General features: G+C 40.4%; 12 protein-coding genes. 3 read left to right on the top strand and 9 right to left on the bottom strand.

Translation table 11 applies throughout. The annotated features are described in order from the left end of the window. Positions 1-15: 15 nt before the first annotated feature. The 9 genes from RM541_RS08145 to RM541_RS08185 all read right to left on the bottom strand — a co-directional run bounded on the left by RM541_RS08145 (position 16) and on the right by RM541_RS08185 (position 11,472). Positions 16-1,110: a transporter substrate-binding domain-containing protein gene (locus RM541_RS08145; protein ID WP_311499722.1), complete on the bottom strand. Its 1,095-nt coding sequence runs from the start codon at positions 1,108-1,110 to the stop codon at positions 16-18. A 224-nt stretch (positions 1,111-1,334) separates the two neighbouring features. Beyond that, complete coding sequence (locus RM541_RS08150; RefSeq protein ID WP_311499723.1) at positions 1,335-1,601, bottom strand: hypothetical protein; 267 nt, start codon at positions 1,599-1,601, stop codon at positions 1,335-1,337. 95 nt (positions 1,602-1,696) lie between these two features. Then, on the bottom strand, positions 1,697-3,880 hold the full coding sequence (locus RM541_RS08155; protein WP_311499724.1) for a xanthine dehydrogenase family protein molybdopterin-binding subunit: 2,184 nt from the start codon (positions 3,878-3,880) through the stop codon (positions 1,697-1,699). Between the two features lie 10 nt (positions 3,881-3,890). After that, positions 3,891-4,355, bottom strand: coding sequence for a (2Fe-2S)-binding protein (locus RM541_RS08160; RefSeq protein WP_311493691.1), 465 nt, complete (start codon positions 4,353-4,355; stop codon positions 3,891-3,893). A gap of 11 nt (positions 4,356-4,366) precedes the next feature. After that, positions 4,367-6,604, bottom strand: a complete 2,238-nt coding sequence (locus tag RM541_RS08165; RefSeq protein ID WP_311499725.1) for a xanthine dehydrogenase family protein molybdopterin-binding subunit — start codon at positions 6,602-6,604, stop codon at positions 4,367-4,369. Position 6,605: 1 nt separating this feature from the next. Next, positions 6,606-7,595: an FAD binding domain-containing protein gene (locus RM541_RS08170; protein ID WP_311499726.1), complete on the bottom strand. Its 990-nt coding sequence runs from the start codon at positions 7,593-7,595 to the stop codon at positions 6,606-6,608. Then, a complete protein-coding gene (locus RM541_RS08175) occupies positions 7,592-8,110 on the bottom strand; it encodes a (2Fe-2S)-binding protein (RefSeq protein ID WP_311499727.1) in 519 nt (172 codons plus the stop codon). Before RM541_RS08175 ends, RM541_RS08170 begins: the two co-directional genes overlap by 4 nt. 949 nt (positions 8,111-9,059) lie before the next feature. Next, positions 9,060-9,971 (bottom strand): AEC family transporter, encoded by a 912-nt coding sequence (locus RM541_RS08180; protein WP_311499728.1) that lies wholly within the window; start codon positions 9,969-9,971, stop codon positions 9,060-9,062. After that, the gene (locus RM541_RS08185; RefSeq protein ID WP_311499729.1) at positions 9,955-11,472 is read right to left on the bottom strand and encodes an FAD/NAD(P)-binding protein; all 1,518 of its coding nucleotides are present in this window, start codon (positions 11,470-11,472) and stop codon (positions 9,955-9,957) included. The genes RM541_RS08180 and RM541_RS08185 overlap by 17 nt, the downstream gene beginning before the upstream one ends. A 368-nt stretch (positions 11,473-11,840) precedes the next feature. Here RM541_RS08185 and RM541_RS08190 point away from each other — a divergent pair, with 368 nt between their 5' ends. The 3 genes from RM541_RS08190 (at position 11,841) to RM541_RS08200 (ending at position 14,807) form a co-directional block, all read left to right on the top strand. Continuing rightward, on the top strand, positions 11,841-13,187 hold the full coding sequence (locus RM541_RS08190) for a tyrosine-type recombinase/integrase (RefSeq protein ID WP_311499730.1): 1,347 nt from the start codon (positions 11,841-11,843) through the stop codon (positions 13,185-13,187). 713 nt (positions 13,188-13,900) lie between these two features. Beyond that, on the top strand, positions 13,901-14,221 hold the full coding sequence (locus tag RM541_RS08195; RefSeq protein ID WP_311499731.1) for a four-helix bundle copper-binding protein: 321 nt from the start codon (positions 13,901-13,903) through the stop codon (positions 14,219-14,221). A 454-nt stretch (positions 14,222-14,675) separates the two neighbouring features. Further along, positions 14,676-14,807, top strand: coding sequence for a hypothetical protein (locus RM541_RS08200; protein ID WP_311499732.1), 132 nt, complete (start codon positions 14,676-14,678; stop codon positions 14,805-14,807). Positions 14,808-15,135: the final 328 nt, after the last annotated feature.

The raw sequence follows: 15,135 nt of genomic DNA on the forward strand, positions 1-15,135 counted from the left end.
AGGATAGTATCTCTTTTAGCCTTTTTTCTTTTCCGGCACGTAACGATCAAGTTCCTGCTGCCATAAGTGTGAATTTAGTACCTGGAGTATGGCTAAATTAATAGCCTCACGCCGGGAATCTCCCTGTGCAATTCCAAAAGCGTAGTAATGAGGATCTATGTTCACCGGCTGCACCTTCAGTGAAAGATCGGAATCATTATTTATCGTGTACCTCATTACCGGCACGCTGTTGAGCACTGCTTCGGCATCCATACTTTTCAGCTTTTTCAAGGCCACGGAAATTTCCTTTACTTCCTGAAAAGGTATCCTTTCCTGTTTCATATAATCTGCCGCAAAGGAGCCTTCCACTGCCACCATTTTCATATTTCGCAGATCACCAGGCACATCAATCTTATTAACAGAATTTCCCATCACTGCTGAAACCAGTGAAGCGGTAAGTACGGCAGTAACTGCCATGGCCACCAGCATCCAGATTAGGGCAACGGCACGTCCCCAAAAAGTCACCGGCGCTTTGTCTCCGTATCCTATTGTGGTCATAGTCACACCGGCCCACCAAAATCCGGAACCTATTCCTTTGGCTATGGAGCGTTCCCCGCCAAAATTGTCTTCATTACTATTACGTTCTATAAAATAAATAATCGACCCTACTATAAGTAATAATATAGAGAGCATTCCGGCTATATACCAGAAACGTTTACTAAAAAAACCTTTGACTATAGATGAGATACCAGTCCCTGGCGCAGAAGCCACACCCATTTCAGCTTTGTGGTAAATATGACTGAAATCTATTTGTTTTTCAGCAGCGGGGGTGACATCCTCTAAAAGCACAATATCGGCCTTCTGATTCAGCAATGCAGTAACTGCAGAATCTCTTGAGATCTCCTTAAGTTCATACTTTACATTCATCCTATCGGCTACAGCCCGCCATAATCTTATACTAATACCATCCCAATTTCCATTACTGTCGGCAATTATGTAAGGTGGCTGCGAAAAAACACCTACCACCAAAGAATTATCTGTTCCTTGTTGCAGACTGTCCGTTTGAGCAGAAGTTTTTGCTGAGGAGAGCATGATCATCAGCAAGGCGAGTACAATTAGCACTTTTTGCATAATAAAGATATTAGAATCAGGATTAAATGAATAAAAATCATTTAGCTATAATCACAATTTAGTAAATTCCGCAGGAAACCCACTTTCTATTTTCCTAAAACAGACCGGAAGAGAACGATGGTTTATTCACATTGTCTATTTCAATGATCCTTTACAACGGCAGGTTCTCCAAATATTCTTTTTTCGTGTTCGTTCGTTTTCCTTAAAAAGCATTGACTGAAAATTTACCTAACAAATGCTGCGTGTCGAAAGTTGTTTCGACACGCAAAACTTTTTGGATATTCTAATGAAATAATTAAACTCTGATAGGTAGTAGCATCTTCTCCCGCTTCAAGACTGGCTCCCACTTCAAATCCATCCGAAAAAATAGATTCAGCATCGAAAATGTAGATATTTCCTTCCTGACCAATCGGAGAAATGGCTTTATAACCCTTTTCCTTCCAACACGCCATTTTGGTATCGTTGTAACCAAAGGTTGTGCGGAAGGTCAAGTTTTACAGCAGTATTAATCCTTTTGAGCAATGAAACCTCAAATTCCATCGGGGACTGGCTGCATGTCAACTGCTCAGCACTTAATACGTATTCTTCACCTAAGATATTTTTCAACAGGATTCACAGGTAAATCCCTGATACGCTCCCCTGTTGCATCAAAAACAGCATTTATCACCGCTGCCGCAGTCGGCCCTTGCGCTGCTTCCCCGGCACCAAGAGGCTTTTCCTCAACACGATCTATCACCTCTACCTCTACCTCAGGAATTTCTTCAAACCTAAAAATAGGATAGGTATGCCAGTCCCTGCTGGTAACATGTTCTTTATCAAATTGCACTTCTTCCCGAAGCGCCCAACTGGCAGCCTGAATCATACCTCCTTCCGTCTGGTTCTTTAACCCGTCCGGATTAATAGTTTCCCCGGAATCTATCACTCCCCACATTTTTTTTACTTGTACAATACCTGCTTCATTCACCTGCACATGAACTGCAACAGCAAAATAGGAAGCCGAATTTTTATAACGTGCAAAAGCGTATCCTAAACCTTCCCTATTCTTTGGAGTTACTTCGGAAGTCATTTTTTTAATTCTATCGAGACAGGCAATAGCTCGTTCATCATCAAGATGGTCTAATCTGAATTCCACCGGATCCTTTCCAGCTTTGTGTGCCAGCTCATCCATAAAGCATTCTATGGCAAAAATATTTCCGAAGGCTCCCAATGCGCGTAAAGCAGATTTCCGAAGCGGACCCTGAAAAATATGCGAGGTAGTTTGAAGCGCATCAATAGCGTAGTAAGGTTTGGAATTGCGGACTGCCCCACCCTTAAATCCCACTCCGGGAACTCCATGGTCACGGTCTAAAAAGCGGGCAGGCAGCAAGGTCTTAGGCTCTCCATTGGGACGTGTGCTGTGGCCATCTGACCAGAAATCGTATTTCCAACCCTGAATTTTTCCTTCGGAATTTAGTCCCGCCTCAAGTTCCATAATCATAGCTGTACCATAAGGTTCCCATCGGTGTTCTTCGTCCCGCATCCATTGCAGGCGCACGTGTCTCCCCGGAAATTCAACGGCCAACAGAGCTGCTTCCGCAGCAACATCATCTGCACCATTATGCCCGTAACACCCAGAGCCGGGAACACCTTTTACATGAATGGAAGCTTCCGGGATTTCCAGAAGGTTCGCCAAAGTTTCCCGTAGCGGATAAACTCCCTGCGTATGGCTCCATACCTGTAGTTTTTCGTTTTCAAAATAAGCGACTGCACAGGAAGGGCCATTGGCCGCATGCATGAGGTAAGGTTTATAATAAGCAGCCTTATGCTGAATTGGAGCTTCTTTAATGGCACTTTCCCAATCACCTTTTTCTTCTTCTGTTTCCACCTCAGCATCAAGCGTTTTAAGGTGCTCTTTTAACGGCACACCTGCAGGTAATTCATCCCCCAACTCCCATTGTGCGAGGTCATTTACCTCCCAGCTGAATTTGATTGCCTGATATTCTTCTTCAGCAATAACCCCAACAAAACTGCCAATACGAACCAGCTTTAAAAATCCGGGGAAATTCTGAAGTGAGGCATCGTCTAAAGAACCAAGCTTTGAAGTATAACCCGAAGGGCGAATTACACGCGCATGTACCATCCCGGGAAAAGTAAGATCCTGAACATAATCCAGGTTTCCGCGAACCATCTGGGATATATCTTTACGCGGCACCGGTTGACCTACATATTTTCGTCTTGTTTTCCCGTAAATTTCGGTAGGCTGACCTATTTCTTCCCTTAACTGCCTGCCTTCAAGTACTTCATAGAGGCTCATCTTCTCATTTCCACCGCTTATCGTTCCATTTTCCAATGTGAGTTCTGACTGCGGAACTCCCCATTTTTCAGAAGCAAGGCTCAGTAATTTTTCTCTGGCTGCCGCGGCAGCATTGCGAATAGACATTGCACTGGTCTCTATGGATCGGCTTCCGGCAGTGTAGCCTTCGTTGGCCGTAACCCCCGTCTCTGCAAGGTTCACTTCCACAAGATCGGGACTCGTATTAAGTTCTTCTGCAGCCACCTGTGCCACCGCTATTCTAATGCCCTGCCCAAGTTCCATTTTTCCGGTGAGGATGAGGATGCTGCCATCTTCCATAACCCGTAGCCAAGCATTAATATCATCAGGACGATTGGAATCGTCAGATTCTGCCACATTTTCGCCGGTTTCATTACTCATGCAGGCAGTTCCTAAAATAGAAAAACCTATACTCACAAATCCCAGCTGTTTAATAAAATCACGTCGGGTAGATTTCATAAAATTGTTTTTATAAAGCCGATGCTTTCTTTACTGCTCTAATCACTCTGGCGTGTACTCCACAACGGCAAATATTCCTGTACAAACCAGCCTGTATTTCCTTATCTGAAGGATTGGGCTTTTCATTCAATAAACCCACAGAAGCCATGACCAGTCCGTTGAGGCAATAGCCGCACTGCGCAGCCTGTTCTTCAACAAATGCCTGCTGTACCTTGTGTAGGTTACCGTTTTCATCTGCAAGACCTTCCAGGGTGGTTATTTCCATTTCGGCAGCGCGTTCTACGGCAATAAGGCAGGATGGATTGGCTTTTCCGTCAAAAAGTACCATACAGGCACCGCACTGGGATAATCCGCAACCGAATTTAGGTCCCTTGAGCCCCAGATTATTTCTAAGCACATAGAGCAATGGCGTTTGAGGATCTACATTTACCTCATGTTCCTTTCCGTTCACTCTAAGTGTAATTAAAGTCTTCATACATGTATATTTTATATTGCTGTTTCTGTCATTGCCCTATCCAGGGTTAAAGGCAAACTTCTTATTCTTTTTCCGGTGGCATGGTAGACCGCGTTACTTATGGCGGCAGCCACTCCTACCATTCCAATCTCACCAATTCCTTTAGCGCCTAAAGAACTTACCACATGATCAGGCTCTTCCACGAACAGGATATCAACATCAGGCATGTCTGCATTTACCGAAACATGATATTTGGAAAGATCGTGATTTATAAACCGACCAAAATTATGATCCATAAAAGAATCTTCATGCAGTGCCATGGAAATCCCCCACACCACACCTCCCAGAATCTGGCTATGAGCGGTTTTCAGGTTTAAAATACGACCGCCATCAATGGCACTCACAATCCGTGTCACTTTAATGGTGCCGAGATCTTCATCTACCTTTACTTCTGCAAACACTGCAGAATGGGTATTACGATTGTACTTCCTTTGTTTCAGCATATTGGGAAGCAGCATATATTTTTTCTGAATTTTTTCAAGATCCCGTGATTTCATAATTTCGGAAAACATCATATTCACAGAAGGGTCATTTTTATCTGAAATCTTTTCATCTGAAAAAACCACATCTTCCAAACCGGCACCTTTAAAGGGAGAGCCTTTAATTTTTCCGGCTTCTTTCAGCAGTTTTTTTGCTATTTTCCTACAGACCTTCTGAACAGCTGATCCTACTGATGCTGCTGTTGATGATCCTCCCTCTATAAAGGCAAAAGGCAGATCTGAATCTCCCAGTTCAGCCGTGACTTTTTCCAAAGGAAGCCCCAGCGTTTCTGCAGCAATCTGAGTCATAATAGTATAGGTTCCTGTTCCAATATCCGCAGTAGCACTCCCTACCCTTAGTGTACCATCTGCAGAAAATTCCGCTTTCGCCCTTGCCGGCACCTGCATGGCATCCCATACTCCCGTAGCCATTCCCCAGCCTGTAAGATTTCCATCTTTCATAGAACGTGGTTCAGGATTTCGTTTCTCCCAACCAAACCTTTCTGCACCCTGTTTAAAACACTCGCGCAGGGTTTTTGTGGAAAAAGGCTTTCCGTCGCTCATATCCTCTTCCGTATAATTTTTAAGCCTGAGTTCCAACGGATCCATTTTCAGTTTATACGCCAATTCATCCATAGCCGCTTCCAGGGCATACATTCCTGTAGCACCACCAGGAGCCCTCATATCCAACGGAGTGTAGACATCCAGGCGCACCAATTTATATATTTGTTCTATGTTCCCGCAGTCATATAATTTTGCTGACCAGTTCACAATATTTTCAACGTACTTCTCGAAGGTGGAGGTTTCGGAATATGCCTGGTGACTAATGGCTTCAATTTTTCCTTTGGTAGTTGCACCTAATTTTAGGCTTTGAATGGTTATCGGCCGGTGACCAAAAGAAAACATCTGCGGCCGGGTAAGCTCTACTTTTACAGATCGTTTTAATTGCAGCGCGGCAAGCGTAGCCATGAACAGCTGATACTGCGGTCTTAAAGCCGATCCAAAGGCACCTCCCACAAAAGGAGAAAGCACTCTTACCTTCTTTTTTGACAAGCCAAAAACCATAGAAATGTAATGCTGGCTGTTAAGTACTCCCTGCGTTTTGTCGTAAACTGTAAGGCTTCCGTCTTCTTCATAAAATACGGTAGAAGCATGCATCTCCATAGGGTTGTGATGTTCTGCCCCATGAGAATATTCTGCCTCGATCTTTACTTCAGCATCTGCATAAGCTTCCTTAAAATTTCCGATTGATTGGGGAGGTGTGAAGCCTGCTCTTAAGCCTTTCCCTTCTATAGAATCTGCGAGATGATCTGCAAGTTTTGTACGGTGTTTCTCCACTTCATAATCTACCTTTACCAGCGTGGCAGCGTATTGCGCAAGTTCCAGTGAGTCTGCTACCACCAATGCCACAGGCTGCATGTTAAACTGAATCTTATCGCTATGGAGAGGCCGGAAAGGGTTCCCCGGGGGAGCATCCATATCTTTATAACTCAGGTCCAGCCAGGCGAGGCCGGGAGTGTTATTATGAGTGAAAACCTCAATAACTCCTTTAATTTCCAGAGCCGCGGCTGTGTCTATATTTTTAATTCGTCCTTTTGCTATGGTTCCCGAAACCACCACGCCATGCAAAAGACCCGGCCGGTGAAACTCTGCAGTATATTTGGCGGCCCCTGTAACTTTGTCCCTGCCGTCTACACGATTTTTTGGTTTTCCTATAAAACTTGTTGCCATCTTATTCCTCTGTTTTAGCAGCCTGCATTAATGTACGGACGATAGAACGCCGCGCAAGTTCAACTTTAAACTGGTTGTATTCATATGCTTTTGCTTCACTCACAATAGCATCGGCAACATTTTCAAAATTTTTCTTTGTAGCTTTCATATTTTCCAGCAAAGCTTCGGCCTCTTTGTTCCTCCAGGGTTTATGGGCCACCCCACCCAATACAATCCGGGCTTCTTTAATTTCCCCTTCCTTTATCTCCAACCCAACAGCAACAGAGACCAATGCAAAAGAATAAGATGCCCTGTCGCGGTTTTTTATATATGTGAAGTTTTCTGAAAATCCTTTGGGAGGCAGATCTATAGCTGTAATCATTTCATTTTCATAAAGATTTGAATCCTTTTCCGGGGTATTTACCGGCAGGCGGTGAAAATCTTCAAAAGGAATAATCCTGTCCCCATCAGGCCCCGTTACCTGCACTTTGGCTTCCAGAGCTGCAAGCGCAACACACATGTCTGAAGGATGCGTGGCGATACATTCTTCACTTGCCCCAAAAATGGCATGCCAGCGATTATAACCATTAATTGCAGAACAACCTGTGCCCGGTTCCCGCTTGTTACAGGGCGTTGCAGGATCATAAAAATAATAGCAGCGGGTTCGTTGTAACAAATTTCCACCATCTGTAGCCTTATTCCTTAATTGCGGGGAAGCACCCGCCAGTATCGCATGGGAAAGTAACGGGTAACGCTTTTCCACTTCTGCGTGGTAAGCCGTATCGGCATTGGAAACAAGCGCACCAAGCCGCAATCCGCCATCTTCAAGCGCTTCTATATTCTTTAAAGCAACACCTGTAATATCTATTAGGTGCGCAGGATGCATGATATGGAATTTCATCAGGTCAAGAAGATTGGTGCCGCCGGCAATAAATTTCCCTTCTTCTGCTTCTGAAATTACTTTTATTGCCGTGGCTTTATCCCCCGCTTTTGTGAATGAAAATGGTCTCATGATCTGCTTCTTTCCAGCGCTTCCTGCACTACCTTTGTTATGTTATTATATGCACCACAGCGGCAAATGTTCCCACTCATCAGGTCCCGAATATCATCAAGATTTTTAGCCTTTCCTTCGTTAATGAGCCCAATTGCGGAGCAAATCTGTCCCGGTGTGCAATATCCGCACTGGAAAGCATCATGTTCTATAAACGCCTCCTGTACAGGATGAAGCTCTTCTCCTTTTGCCAATCCTTCTATTGTGGTAATTTCTGCGCCCTCGTGCATTACCGCAAGCGTGAGGCAGGAATTGATCCTTGTGCCATCAAGTAAAACCGTACACGCACCGCACTGGCCGTGGTCACAGCCTTTTTTTGTCCCGGTTAAGTGCAAATGTTCCCGTAGCAGGTCCAGGATAGAGGTCCACACCTCTACTTCAATTTCCTGTTTTACACCATTTATGGTAAGGTTGACCTCCCTTTTTTCTACGGAAAAATCTGCCGGTTCAGGTTGGTTGGTTTTTGGTTTTATCATAGATGAAGTTTAGTTTATGTGTTCATCTTTATTTCATTTATCCTGAATTTTTCGCAGTAGCATGGACATTTTCTAACAACGGCGAGTTGCTTTAAACTAAGATTCGGGGTTTCCGAAGGCTTCAGCTAAAACAGGGAATGGAGAATTGCCTTTTTCAACACTATACCCTATTGCAGTCCTGATGATTATTTTCAAATTTTTAATGACAAATGTTCAACTTCAGAAAAAGATTCCAGAGTATCTTCTAAAAGACAAAAAATTCACAGTCTTTACTAAATTTAGTAAAAGATTACAGAACATAATTTTAATTGAGAGAGTTTAAAGGTTTTTTATGAAAAATTGATATGGAAAAGACATGCTTTGCTCGTTCAAAAGCTATTGGCTTACTTTCCTCTTCAAAACATCACCCAAAAAATGGCAATTATCGACCTTCAGTAAAAAAGTTAAAGAGCAAAAGAGCCAAGGAGGGAAAGAGTAAATTTAAGGAGGAGTGAAAATTGGCAAATTTCGGCCTTTATTGAAAACGTTAAAGAGGAAATGAGCGAAGGAGGGAAAATGGAAAAGAAAAAGAATAAAAAAAGACAACAACCCATCTTATATCCCAAACTACCTAAAATTCCCCCCCGATCTTCTGCAAGTCACCCTCTAAAAATGGCAATTATCGACCTTCAGTAGAAAAATTAATGAGAAAAAGAGCGAAGAAAGGAAAGAGCAAATTTTAAGAGAGGTGAAAATTGGCAAATTTCGGCCTTTATTAAAAACGTTAAAGAGGAAATGAGCGAAGGCGGGAAAATGGAAAAGAAAAAGAATAAAAAAAGACAACAACCCAACTTATTTCCCAAACTACCTAAAATTTCCCCCCGATCTTCTGCAAGTCACCCTCTTGAAATGGCAATTATCGACCTTCAAATAAATTGTATGCTTTTAAATTTTGGTTCTACTGAAATTTTTATTGAAAAAACATAGCCATCGCAGGAACTAAAACAAGTGATACTATCATAGATAATATTATCATTAAAGCAGAATCTTTTTCTTCAGAACCTAACATGGAGGCGAATACTGTTAATGTAGCAGCAATAGGAAAAAGCGGAATCAAAGAATATACACTTCTTTCCTGCGAATTAAGAAGATCAAAAAGAAAATATTCGGCAGCCAGGAGCACGCCGGCTATTAATATTGCACTGCCCGTTCTAACACCAAGTATTTTTGAGAAATAGGAAAGATCCAGGTTTTTAAAATTTATCTTGGTAATATTCATTCCCAAAAGTGTCATTCCTGCAGCCGAAACAATTACGCCCAGCACATCAAGAACCGGAGTAAAGAATTCCGGAAGCTCATAATTAAACAGCTTAAGGCCAATCGCCAGCAAAAACGCATATATAAATGGGACTTTAAGAGCTTCTTTAATAGATTTTTTTGTTCCGAATTTAGACTTTGCAACCATAGTGTACCCTACAGTATAACCAAATAAACCTGTACCTATGTAAATACATATTAAGGTGGTGACGGCATCCTGATCAAAAATGGCTTTTACGGTAGGAATCCCGAAGAAAAGTACATTAAAAAAGGAGAAACCACTTATTAACAACGGCTTATCCAGCCCATCAAATTTTTTAAAAGACCATATGGCCGGAAAAGTGACAAAGAAAGCCAGGCCAAAAGACATACTGGCCAGGATGATGAGATTGGACATTTCGGTTTTTAAAACGTGATCTATAAGCAGGAGCGGAATAAGCACAAAGAGCAATGGCTTATGAATATACTCCTTTGGCACAAGCTCTTTCCGCTTTAAAAAGTATCCAACGGGAATACATAGCAAGTAAGGCAGTAAACCGGAATATAGTTTAAGAAAAATCTCCATCCTGTTCTACTTTAAAAATAATTTCACTTACCAACCTGCTAATTGTCCTCACATTAAACCACATGGCATCTACATCCAGTAAAAGACCGTTTGCCAAATGTCCCACTGCATATATGTTGCCACCAGATTTTTTTGAAATAACCTGCATACTACGCGGGTTAATCACGGCGCCACCGGCAGGATAGGCTTGTAAATAGTCTTTTTCCAGAAGCGTATGAATAAGATCACTATCCATACCCTTAAGGCTGGACGATGTTCCTGTGGCATTAATCAGTTTTTTTACATAATGCATGCCGTCCCCTACAGTTTCAATTTTGAATTCCTGTTCTTCCTGGCTAAATTCTATATTCGTGTTCTTCGGAATTACTTTTAGCTGCCCGCTTTCTAACAGGGACAACAATTTTTTTGCATTGTGCAGGGGCATGGCATGACGGTTTGCCGACCAATGACTGCCAAGCCATTTTTTAAACAATTTCTTTTGATGAAGAGACATCCAGCCCCATATGTGAGAGGCATCATACCTAAGCGAATAGGTGGCATTTAAAAGATGGTCGCCGCCGCCTTCAGCAGCAGCAATGTCGTATTCCAGGAAATCTTTTACCGGACGGGCGGATCTGTCCAGTTTCTTCCAATCCAGTTTCTTTCCTTCAGCTGCTTCAACATCCTTTATATATAACCTGAAAAGATCCTTTACACGTGGATGGCGCATTTTGGTCCTGGTCATTTTATGAATATTGTCAATCGTAAGGTATTTTCTTTTGAAGCTATTATTTTCAGAAGGTTGTACACGCGGCAACATCCCAAAAGGGGAAAACATTTTAATTTCCCCTGTATGCCCGTTGTCCATGAGTGTCATTACAGTGTCTACTGCACTAAGGCTGCTGCCCGGGATACCCACCGCTTCATCTTTGTTAATCCTGTTTTTTATTCGATTTGAAGGCCAGGGAAAATCTATATAGGATCTGAAAGCTCGAAATTCTTTAAACTTATTGGTCTTTGGCGTTCCCGGAGCTAATAAGATATAATCTGCCGTAATTGTTTCTGAAGATTCCAGCGTTATGGAAAACTTCTTATTTTTTTCCCGATCGATATCTACAGCTTCATCATTGATTAGCTTTATTTTGACGTTGTGCTCTTTAGCTTTCTGAATATAATTTTCAAGTTGTTCTGAAACGTAATTTCCGTAAAAAATCCGGCTGGTATACGCTGAAGAAAGGCTCCCTTCTACCTTAACTTCATCTTTGTTACCATCTTTTTCTTTTATCCACTCCGCAAAATGTCCGGGTTCATTTGCATAAATTCCCATTAATTCTGCCTGGGTATTAAGGAGATGTGATTTTTGACGGGAACCAAAAGCAAGTCCGTAACCAAATTTTTTCCTGCGTTCTATGAGTGTAATACTTAATTCTTCCTGAAGCCCGAGACTGCAAATTTCGATGATTAATTCTATAAAAGTGGCTGAGCCACATGCCCCACCTCCAATAATTGTAAAGTTCTTCATTTAAAATGATTTGTTAGCGATTAACAATTCTTATAATGTAAAGAACAGGGAATAAAAAATGGAAACTTTAGGATTTATTTAATAATGAGAGATTCAGAATTATTCTGTACTAGGTGGAAATAAAAAAGGCTTCACAGAAATGTGAAGCCTTTTTTTTGCTAGTAGCGGGAACTGGACTCGAACCAGTGACCTTCGGGTTATGAGCTTGACACTTAACATCATCAAACTTGACCAAAAGCCATTATAATCAACTGTTTTCAAGGTCGTTAATATTTTTGGAAATCAAATAATATCATCTAAAATAAAATTATTCTGTACTTATTCTGTACTAGTTTTTATTATCTTTATACTCTCCTAATAAGATGGTTATGGCAAGTATCAAAATTGTATTGCGCAAAAATATGATGAAAAAGGACGGCACTATTCCTTTGGCTCTTAGAATTAGCGAAAATTATAAGACAAATTACAAGTGGCTGGGTCAATATATTTCCGAAAAGGACTGGGATAAAGTTGCAGGAAAAGCCAAGAGAACCTATCCTAATCATAAAAAGCTGAACAACTTTTTGATGAAGAAGTTGACAGAGGCAAATGATCTTTACTTTGATTCTAAAGATGAAAGCATGACACCAAAACAGGCTAAACAAAAATTGAAAGGACCAGGTGGCTCTAAGTCATTCTTTGCAGTTGCAGCAGAACGAATTAAGAGTAAACATGATCGTGGAACTTTTTCGGTTGCTAAATCAGAGCTTTCCATTTTATATAATATTGAAGAGTTTCTTACTCTTAAATCCTCGTCCTCCAAAAATGATGTAATTAAAGCTATAAAACAAAGAAGAAAGGATAGGGTGAGTAAAGCACGGAAATCTCAATACTCTTTTATGGATGGCATAGATCATTTTAAGAAAAATAAGACTTTGAAGTTCCGGGATATCGATCAAGCATTTATAGAGAGATATAAAACTTTCTGTTCTACCTACTTGAATCAGAAAACACGTACTATATCAAATCAACTAATTTTCATTAGAACGCTTTTTAATATTGCTATTAAAGATGGAACTGTAGCTTCGAAATTTTATCCATTTGCGGGAGAAAAGGAAAAGATACGAATCGGTTCGGGTAACAAAATTGGCCTTACAACTAAGGAAGTTGAAAAAATAGAATCCCTACAATTTGAGCCTCAATCATCAATCTGGCATACGCACAACGTATGGTTGATTGCCTTTTACTTTGCTGGCATACGTATTTCAGATGTGGTCAAATTAAAATGGGCTAATTTTAAGGATAACCGACTTTATTATGTTATGAATAAAAACGAAAAACCCTTAAGTCTTAAAATTCCTGATAAAGCTAATGTCATATTGAATTTTTACAGAAAAAATCAAAAAGAAAATAATGGGTATGTATTTCCCTTTCTAAAGGATTCAAAGAGTGACAACGCAGAGGATATTTTTATAAAAACTAGAAATTCAACAAAACTGTTTAATAAATATTTGAAACGAATTGCCAGCCAATGTGAAATTGATAAGAATTTATCAAATCATATTGCACGTCATAGTTTCGGGAATATAGCTGGGGATAAAATACATCCTTTAATGCTTCAGAAATTATATCGACATAGTGACTTAAAAACAACTTTGAACTATCAGGCAAATTTTATTCATAAAGATGCCGATGATGCTTTAGACAAAGTTATTAATTTCTCCGTTAACGGGTAAATACAAAGCGAGCGCCGTTTCTGCAATAGGGATACTTTGGTCGTTTTGAAGTACGGAAATAGAAAAATTTTTGGATTTCATCTGTTGCTGCCATGGTTTTTCAACGGCTATGGTTGAAAATATCTACATCTTCGGTTACAACGATTAATTTTATTAATGAAGATAGGTTCATAATCCGGAGGTCGGGGGATCGTGCCCCCTCTCGCTACCAATAAAAATAAGGCCTTCGAGAAATCGAAAGCCTTTTTTCTTTTATCAAGTACAGAATAAGTACAGAACTTTGATATTTTCAGGGTTGGCATTTGAATTGTTACTTTTTGATCTTTATTGTAGGTAAATTTTATTTTTTCCGGGAAAAACGAGCACATATAATATCTAACCAATTTTGAAAAATTGTACGTTTTGAATTTTTCGTAATAATTCACCGAAACCACATGGCCTGCCGCCTTTTGCTTTTGTATAGCCAAGCAATTCAGAAATTGGGCGACTAAGAATTCTATGAACGCTGAATGCTACTCTCAATAACCTAAACATAAACGCTCTTCACCTTAAACATTTATAGCAGAACGTGCATGCAGGTTGTGTATTAAACAGAAAGTTAAAATATGCTAAAAATGTGATAAACCCATAATAACTAAGGTTTTATATTTAAAATCAAAAGGTCTTTTACATCGTTAAACTGTAATTTCGAAATAAACTTAAAAAATATAACGATGAGAAATGAAGAATTAGTTAAAGGCATGTCAAACTGCGTAAATCACTGCAACTGGTGTGCGGACGCTTGTTTAAATGAAGAAAACCTAAAGGATATGGTTGAGTGCATAAGACTGGACAAAGCTTGTGCAGCAGTATGCAGGGCATTAAACGACATTCTTGTTACAGAATACAAGGATGTTCAAAATTTGGTGGATTACTGTATTGAAATGTGTGAAAAATGTGCGGAAGAGTGTGAGAAATTTGATTCCAAGCATTGTAAAGACTGCGCAGAAGCCTGTAGGGAATGTGCTAAAAATCTCAGAAATTTTAGAGCTTAATCCTTGTAAACTTAAACTATTTAAAGGCTGCTAAAAAAAAGCAGCCTTTCTTTTTCTACCCGTTATATCTGATACAGAAACTTTTTCGCGCCCCCGGTAATTTCAATAATTTGAAATCTACGTTTGATCCCAATAAACAGCTACAATTCGAATTCAGAACGCTCCGTTCCGGTCTTAGGATTCAAAAATTTAGCTTTCACCGCTTTTTTGTGTAGCGCAATATTTCCTTCCTTCCGACAACTATTCCCGAAACTCCAATTCATGTGGTGGTGGTGGGCAGAAGCTACCTAAGCTGCAATACAATTTTATGACTCAGGGGCTGTAGACCTGGAACAGATTATTTAGATTATGATTGTCACAGGAACAAAACCGGCCTACAGTACATAAATGATTTACCAGGACCCACTACAACAATTGTATGGGAAACTGCTCCCCAATAGTTAAAATTAAAAAGATGAAGGTAAAATATAGAATTATAATTCTCTTTGCTATTCTGATGGGATTCCAAAGTTGTTATCGTATAATGCCTTCCAAAGGCGGCGGCCAGCTGGATGATGTTCCTGAAAAGCGAAATGTAGTAAATTAATTACCACCTCAAAGACCTGTTTTATTTCTATCTCTTCCGCATTAACACAAAAGCACTCTATTGGCTTACAGACACGGGTCCGCTTGATTATTCAGCTTATTATACTTGTCCTAAAAAGAAAAGCAAAAAAGAACGCGGCGTACTCATATAAAATGAAGTTTGCCCTATTTTGAAAAAGCTTATTGAGCCGGGAGGTCAGGCCTATTTCACTCTTGGAAAACTATTAATTCAAGGGCTACAGCTCTTTAAAGTTTACCGTAAAGAAATCATCCTGAAAATCACTCCCAAAGACAAAAATTACATTTAACACAATTTTTATGTAATTAAA

It is taken from the genome of Autumnicola psychrophila (assembly GCF_031846645.1).
GTDB lineage: Bacteria > Bacteroidota > Bacteroidia > Flavobacteriales > Flavobacteriaceae > Autumnicola > Autumnicola psychrophila.

Coding starts and splice junctions, on each gene's coding strand:
- RM541_RS08145 (WP_311499722.1), bottom strand. CDS start 1,110: ATGCAAAAAGTGCTAATTGTACTCGCCTTGCTGATGATCATGCTCTCC.
- RM541_RS08155 (WP_311499724.1), bottom strand. CDS start 3,880: ATGAAATCTACCCGACGTGATTTTATTAAACAGCTGGGATTTGTGAGT.
- RM541_RS08160 (WP_311493691.1), bottom strand. CDS start 4,355: ATGAAGACTTTAATTACACTTAGAGTGAACGGAAAGGAACATGAGGTA.
- RM541_RS08165 (WP_311499725.1), bottom strand. CDS start 6,604: ATGGCAACAAGTTTTATAGGAAAACCAAAAAATCGTGTAGACGGCAGG.
- RM541_RS08170 (WP_311499726.1), bottom strand. CDS start 7,595: ATGAGACCATTTTCATTCACAAAAGCGGGGGATAAAGCCACGGCAATA.
- RM541_RS08175 (WP_311499727.1), bottom strand. CDS start 8,110: ATGATAAAACCAAAAACCAACCAACCTGAACCGGCAGATTTTTCCGTA.
- RM541_RS08180 (WP_311499728.1), bottom strand. CDS start 9,971: ATGGAGATTTTTCTTAAACTATATTCCGGTTTACTGCCTTACTTGCTA.
- RM541_RS08185 (WP_311499729.1), bottom strand. CDS start 11,472: ATGAAGAACTTTACAATTATTGGAGGTGGGGCATGTGGCTCAGCCACT.
- RM541_RS08190 (WP_311499730.1), top strand. CDS start 11,841: ATGGCAAGTATCAAAATTGTATTGCGCAAAAATATGATGAAAAAGGAC.
- RM541_RS08195 (WP_311499731.1), top strand. CDS start 13,901: ATGAGAAATGAAGAATTAGTTAAAGGCATGTCAAACTGCGTAAATCAC.
- RM541_RS08200 (WP_311499732.1), top strand. CDS start 14,676: ATGAAGGTAAAATATAGAATTATAATTCTCTTTGCTATTCTGATGGGA.